Annotated in this window: 5 protein-coding genes; 4 read left to right on the top strand and 1 reads right to left on the bottom strand. The window is 45.5% G+C overall.

All coding sequences use genetic code 11. The annotated features are described in order from the left end of the window. The 4 genes from QUA38_RS03650 to QUA38_RS03635 all read left to right on the top strand — a co-directional run. Positions 1-588 (top strand): HNH endonuclease (locus QUA38_RS03650; protein ID WP_333159285.1); only part of this gene is annotated, 588 nt, incomplete at its 5' end. A gap of 355 nt (positions 589-943) precedes the next feature. Continuing rightward, positions 944-2,671: a diflavin flavoprotein gene (locus QUA38_RS03645; RefSeq protein ID WP_333159283.1), complete on the top strand. Its 1,728-nt coding sequence runs from the start codon at positions 944-946 to the stop codon at positions 2,669-2,671. Between the two features lie 210 nt (positions 2,672-2,881). Next, a complete protein-coding gene (locus QUA38_RS03640) occupies positions 2,882-3,511 on the top strand; it encodes a hypothetical protein (protein WP_333159281.1) in 630 nt (209 codons plus the stop codon). After that, positions 3,504-5,249, top strand: a complete 1,746-nt coding sequence (locus QUA38_RS03635; protein ID WP_333159279.1) for a diflavin flavoprotein — start codon at positions 3,504-3,506, stop codon at positions 5,247-5,249. Before QUA38_RS03640 ends, QUA38_RS03635 begins: the two co-directional genes overlap by 8 nt. A 106-nt stretch (positions 5,250-5,355) precedes the next feature. Here the strand turns inward: QUA38_RS03635 and QUA38_RS03630 are convergent, their stop codons facing one another. Further along, positions 5,356-6,807, bottom strand: coding sequence for a methyl-accepting chemotaxis protein (locus tag QUA38_RS03630; protein ID WP_333159277.1), 1,452 nt, complete (start codon positions 6,805-6,807; stop codon positions 5,356-5,358). Positions 6,808-6,843: the final 36 nt, after the last annotated feature.

Raw genomic sequence — 6,843 nt, 5'->3', positions numbered from 1 at the left:
GTTTCAAGTAGCAAAGTCTTCTATAAATTAGACTTCTTAGTGTATCAAAAACTCAGAGCTTGGGCAAATCATCGCCATCCGAAAAAATTAAAAACATGGGTGTCAAATAAATACTGGCAAACCATAGGCAATGATCACTGGGTATTCGCAACCAGGGAAGAAGGGATTAACCCTCTTCGGTTACGCAAACATGGTCAAATAAAAATCATAGACCATGCCAAAGTTAAAGGTGAATCGTCACCATACAACGGAAACTTAGTGTATTGGAGTACAAGAATGGGAAAACACCCTGAAAGTCCCAAAAGAGTGGCAACACTTCTCAAGATTCAAAAGGGTAAATGTTCTCACTGCGGATTACATTTTCGAGACGAAGATGTCATGGAAGTTGACCACAGAATTCCTAAATCGAAAGGTGGAAAGGATTCTTATGAAAACTGGGATTTACTTCACAGACATTGCCACGATATAAAGACTGCAACAGATGGCAGTCTGGGTACAAAATCTAGCTGTAAAAGTGCTAAACCTAAGCCACCCTCACATACAGAATGGTTCTGGAAAGAGGATATGTTGGTAATGCGGTATGAGTGACAATCACCGAGTCACTGAGGAGCCGTGTGAAGAGAAATTTTCACGCACGGTTTTGGAGAGCGGCGGCGCTCGTGAGAGTGTCGCCGACTTTAATATCGCCGAACCACTTGAACTCAGTTTTATTACCACAGAGACAAGTTTATTGTCAACTGTTTGTAGACCCAAAATTGATTTTATTGAATTTTCCTTCTTCCTCAAATCCGTTACATCCCGTACAGTGCTTTGTTGCCGAACTGCCTTACGCCATAAATTTTGGGATACTTAACAGCCTCATAAGAAATTTTATAAAGATTTACAAAAGAAACGTGTCAGAATGAAAAGAATAAGGTAATGGGTAAAAGACAAGGAGGCACTGATGGTAGCGCTGACTGAACGAGTCCAACGCAGATTGACGGTGGAAAAAGTCGAAATTGCCCCTGACACAACGGCAATTCGATGCCTGGACTGGGATAGAGACCGCTTTGACATCGAATTCGGACTCAAAAACGGTACAACTTACAACTCATTCATCATTCGCGGTGACAAAACCGCCCTCGTCGATACCTCGCACGAGAAGTTTCGCCAGCAATACATGGACACTCTGACGGGCGAAATTGACCCCAAAGAGATTGACTATCTAATTATCAGCCATACCGAACCAGACCACAGCGGTTTAGTCAAAGATGTGCTTGCCTTGGCACCCCAAGCGATTGTCGTGGGGGCGAAAGTAGCAATTCAATTTTTAGAAAACCTTGTACACCAACCATTTGAGCGATTGGTCGTCAAAAACGGGGACAAATTAGATTTAGGAAACGGCCACATTATCGAATTCGTATCGGCCCCGAACTTGCACTGGCCCGATACTATTTTCAGCTACGACAGCAAAACTCAAGTGCTGTTTACCTGCGATGCTTTTGGGATGCACTACTGTTCCGACAGCACCTTCGATGACGATTTAGCATCAGTTGAGGAAGATTACCACTTTTATTATGAGTGTTTGATGGCTCCCAATGCTCGATCGGTACTCGCTGCGATGAAGCGGATGGCAGAATTGGGAGAAATCGGTACAGTTGCGACCGGTCACGGGCCCTTGCTGCGGCACAATGTTGTGGAACTTACGGGACGCTACAAAAAGTGGAGCCAAGCACAAGCTAAGGCAGAAACCACTGTAGCGGTATTTTACACATCCGACTACGGATTTAGCGATCGACTCAGCCAAGCGATCGCGCACGGTATCACCAAAACCGGTGTCGCTGTGGAAATGATGGATTTGAGAATCGCGGACTTACAAGAAGTTGCGGAACTTGTGGGTAATGCTGCCGGTATCGTAATTTGTTCGCCCCCGAGTAGCGGTACTGCTGCTGTGAATGCCGAAGCTGCTATCAACACAATTTTAGTTGCGGCTAACAACAAACAATCTTTCGGTTTGTGCGAATCCGGCGGTGGTGATGACGTATCTATTTACCCGCTGAGAAACAAGTTCAAAGAGTTGGGTTTAAAAGAAGCATTTCCCAACATTTTGATTAAAGAAACGCCGACAGAAGCGAGTTATCAACTTTGCGACGAAGCCGGCACCGACTTGGGACAGTGGCTGACGCGGGACAAAGCAGTCAAACAAATGAAATCCCTCGACAGCGACCTCGATAAAGCTTTGGGACGAATCAGCGGCGGACTGTACATCATCACCGCCCAAAAAGGCGAGGTTAGCGGTGCGATGCTGGCTTCTTGGGTAACGCAAGCCAGCTTTAAACCCCTGGGTTTAACAATAGCAGTAGCGAAGGATCGGGCGATCGAATCGATGATGCACGCGGGAGATAAATTTGTTCTCAACGTGCTGGAAGAAGGCAATTATCAAACTTTGATGAGGCACTTTTTAAAGCGTTTTGCTCCTGGTGCAGATCGATTTGCCGGAGTTAAAACTCAACCAGCAACCAACGGTTCTCCCATTCTGACAGATGCTTTGGCGTACATGGAGTGCGAAGTAGTCAGCCGGATGGAACTTTCGGATCATCATATCGTATATGCGATCGTCGATAGCGGCCGCGTATCCAATCCCGATGCACTGCCTGCCGTTCACCACCGCAAAGTCGGAAATCACTATTAGGAAGCAATTTAGGCAACGAGCAGTGTACGGGGTTGAACGGATTTAACGGACTCTTTCTCAGGGGAGAAACGTGATTTCTTTTACGCAGTGACTCTCAAAGTAAGGTGCAACCTAAGCACCTTACCAGGCTCTCAAAGTAGGGTGCAATCTAAGCACCTTACCGGGCAAACCGTTGTCATTTTGACTCCATTTTAACTAGGGGAATTGCCAATGCCTGCCAATCTTTTAGAAGACCGAGATTACACAATTATTATTGCCAGAAGCGATGCCAGCCGAGACCCCCAACATTCTTGGTACGAGGAATGGGTAGAAGCACAGGCATCTTTGATCGACTTAGCAAAAAAATGTCAGGAATTTGACACCGACGGCATCACTCTTTACGAAGCTTCTACTCCTATGTGGAAGTATAAAAATTCCAATGTGGCACGGTTAGCTGAAATTTTGCAGCGACAAAATACGGAACCGGATTCAGCAAACCCCACTGCAATTAATTTGGAAGAAGCTCTTAAAGCAAGTTTTAGCGATTATTTCGCCAACAAAACAGATGGCAAAGGGAAGAAAGGAGCAATAATTGTTGCAGTCCTAGATCAAAAACCAGAAAATACCGCTGCTGTGGCTGAAATTATTGTAAGTGCAGCAAATAAAATAGATAAAGACGAAGAAATTGGAGTCAGCTTTATCCAAATTGGGGATGATGTGACAACCAGGAAATTTCTGACTGACCTGGATACCAATTTACAGGGTCGAGGTGCAAGGTTTGACATTGTAGATACTAAATTTTGGCACGAAATCAAAAGAAGTTCTGTGGTTCAATTTCTCATAGGTGCAATTAATGACTAACACTTTGACTTCAAGACTGGCCTCTGATACCAAACCCCGCGACGTGCAGTTTATCCCGATCGCACTCGATACTTTTATTGTGCGATCGCGCACTTGGGACAGACTCAAATTTGAAGTCGAGTATTCGCTGCAAAAGGGTACGACAGCAAATAGCTATATTATTCAAGCTGACAAAACTGCTTTGTTCGACCCGCCGGGGGAATCTTTTACTCAAAATTACCTGGAATTTTTGCAGCAACGGGTGGACTTGACAAAGCTGGATTACATAATTCTGGGGCATTTCAATGCTAACAGGTCATTAACAATTAAAGCTCTGTTAGAATTAGCTCCTCAAGTAGCTTTGGTTTGCACGAATCCAGCAGCAATTAGTTTGCGCGCCGCTTTTCCCGACCAAGAATTAAACATTATGATCGTTCGGGGAGAAGAAACTCTCAACTTAGGAAAAGGTCACGCCTTAAAATTCATTGCGACTCCGACTCCCCGTTGGCCAGATCAACTTTGCACCTACGATCCGCAAACTCGAATCGTGTTCACTGACAAACTATTTGGAGCTCACGTTTGCGGCGACCAAGTATTTGATGAAGGGTGGAGCGTTTACAGCGAAGATCGGCGCTATTATTACGATTCCCTGCACGCATCTCAGGCAAAACAAGTGCTGGCGGCAATGGATAAATTAGCCGATTTACCCACAGCATTTTATGCTCCCGGTCACGGTCCGATCGTCCGTTACGGCCTTAATGAACTGAGCAATTTGTATCGGGAATGGAGCCAGCAACAAAATTCAAAAGACTTGACAGTTGCTTTGATTTATGCTTCGGCTTACGGAAATACCGCGACTTTAGCGCAGGCGATCGCCAAAGGAATTACGAAAGCCGGCGTTGCGGTGGAAAGTATTAACTGCGAATTTGCCGAACCGGGAGAAATTAAAGAGGCGATCGAAAAATGCGCGGGATTTATCATCGGAACTCCCACTCTAGCAGGACACGCTCCGACGCAAATTCAAACTGCTTTGGGAATTGTTTTATCTACCGCAACTAAGAGCAAACTAGCGGGGGTTTTCGGTTCTTTTGGCTGGAGTGGAGAGGCGATCGACTTAGTGGAAAATAAGCTGAAAGATGCCGGCTATCGAATTGGATTTGAGCCGATTCGAGCCAAATTTAAGCCGACGGCGGCGACAATTCACGAGTGCAAAGAAGCGGGAACAGATTTTGCTCAAGCTTTGATTAAAGCGCAAAAATTGCGGGCACCGAAACCGCAGTTAGCAGCGGGGAGCGATCGCACTGAACAAGCAGTAGGGAGACTCGTTGGTTCGCTGTGCGTACTCTCGGCGAAGCGGGGGGAGGTTAGCAGTGCGATGCTGGCTTCCTGGGTGTCGCAAGCAACGTTTAATCCGCCCGGTGTGACGATTGCGGTGGCAAAAGATCGATCAATCGAAGCTTTGATGTACGCCGGAGATAAGTTTGTGCTGAATATCTTAGCCGAAGGGCGACAGTTGCGGAAGTATTTCATGAAAAACTTTGCTCCGGGAGAAGACAGATTTGCGGGAGTCGAAACAATGGAAGCTAGCAACGGCTGTCCAGTTTTGACTGATGCTCTAGCTTATCTGGAATGCGAAGTGATAAGTCGGATGGAATGCGGCGATCACTGGGTAGTTTATGCGGCAGTTGAAAACGGTCATTTGCTGAAAAATGACGGCGTGACAGCGGTGCACTACCGGAAATCTGGGAGTCATTATTAAATCGAAATAATCTCGCAAAACTCTGTTTTTGTAGGGCGGTGCCAAGAGTCCCCGCTCTTCTTTCTTTTTACCCGCTCAGCTTCGCCGAAGAGCATTCTTCCTTCTGCTAAGATAGCTTTTTAAGTTCTTCTGCGGTTTCGTTGAGGAGTTGCGTACTCAGTTTAACTTGAGCAAGACTACTCCCAGTTTCTGTTGCTCCTAAGTTAACATTGTTCATGGCCTCAAGCACTTGTTGAATTGCGACCGCCTGTTGGTTAGCATTCAGAGAAATCTGTTTGTTGTTCAAAAATACTTTGTCGATGGCATCTGCTACACCCGCAAAAATTTCTGTTGTTCCTTGAGCTTGTTTAATACCTTGCTCCGCTGTTTTTGCTCCTTCATTCGTTACTATCACCGTATAGTTGATAGCCACTTGAATTTCTGTCACCAGAGTATTAATTTTCTCGGCTGATTTTTTGCTTTCCTCAGCTAGTCGGCGAATTTCTGTCGCAACTACAGCAAAACCCTTACCATTTTCGCCAGCACGGACTGCTTCGACTGTGGCATTGAGAGCCAGCATATTGGTTTGGTTAGCGATATCGGCTACTAGGTCAGAAATTCCACCAATTTTAACAGCATTGTCGCTCAAATAGGTAATCTGTTTGGTGATCGCTCCTACTTTTTCTTGAATAGTTACTATCCCCTTCATGGTATTTTCTACAGATTTATTACCAGAATCAGCTAGTGTTAGCGCTTGATGAGCCGAGACTGCTGATGCTTCTGCTTGCTTGGCTGAAAGTCCCGAAGCAACATTTAACTCATTCATCGTCGCAGTCGTTTGATTCACAGCATTAGCTTGTTGAGACACAGTGTGTTCCTGCTGAGCCACGGCGGCTGCGATTTGCGTTGAAGAAGAGACAATCTTTCTCACAGATTGTACTATTGGGTTAACAATCTCACGGCTGACGATCGCAGTCAGGAATGCTGCGGACAACAAAGCGAAGATGAGAGTAAGCAGTAGCAGGACGGTCAAATGCCCAATCTTCGCTTCAATTTGAGCGTGTTTTGTTGCGGCGACTTTTCGCTGAAGGTCGATTAGTGCTGAAAAGTCATTAACTGTTTCGGCACCAAAGGGAGTTGTCGTAGCTGCGCGATACTCTGCTGCTTCCTTAACTTTGCCTGCTTGCTGCAACTCAAACCACTTAGGTCTTGCTGCAACATACCTTTGATAAATATCTTGCACTTTTTTGAAAGCTGCTTGCTCTTCCGCTGTGAGTTCACCTCTAGCATATTCTCGCAGGCTATCGTCAATTATTTTGTATAACTGTGGCTCTTGTGCCAAAATTTCCGATCGCTTTTCAGGTTGAACTATAAACTGGGGGAAGCCGTAACGCAGCTTCCACAAAGCCGACTCGGCGTTGGCTAGAGCAACTGTCCCCTTAACTTGATATGTGTACAATTTCTCTGCATCTTCGGCTAGTTCAACTGTGTTTCGCCAACCAACAAACCCCACACCTGCGAGTAAGGCTATCAAAGCTCCAAAGCTAGCCAATAATTTAGCCCGAATCCCTAAGTTCATTGGATTTTAGATTTTATATTAAACAGAATAAGGAAT

This window comes from Microcoleus sp. Pol12B4 (assembly GCF_036701385.1).
Classification (GTDB): Bacteria; Cyanobacteriota; Cyanobacteriia; order Cyanobacteriales; family Microcoleaceae; genus Microcoleus.
Note: the sequence above shows the minus strand (reverse complement) of the source record. Positions and strands in the feature narration are given on the sequence as shown.

What these genes read in the sequence shown, in the direction of transcription:
- QUA38_RS03645 (WP_333159283.1), top strand. Translation starts at nt 944, where the DNA reads ATGGTAGCGCTGACTGAACGAGTCCAACGCAGATTGACGGTGGAAAAA.
- QUA38_RS03640 (WP_333159281.1), top strand. Translation starts at nt 2,882, where the DNA reads ATGCCTGCCAATCTTTTAGAAGACCGAGATTACACAATTATTATTGCC.
- QUA38_RS03635 (WP_333159279.1), top strand. Translation starts at nt 3,504, where the DNA reads ATGACTAACACTTTGACTTCAAGACTGGCCTCTGATACCAAACCCCGC.
- QUA38_RS03630 (WP_333159277.1), bottom strand. Translation starts at nt 6,807, where the DNA reads ATGAACTTAGGGATTCGGGCTAAATTATTGGCTAGCTTTGGAGCTTTG.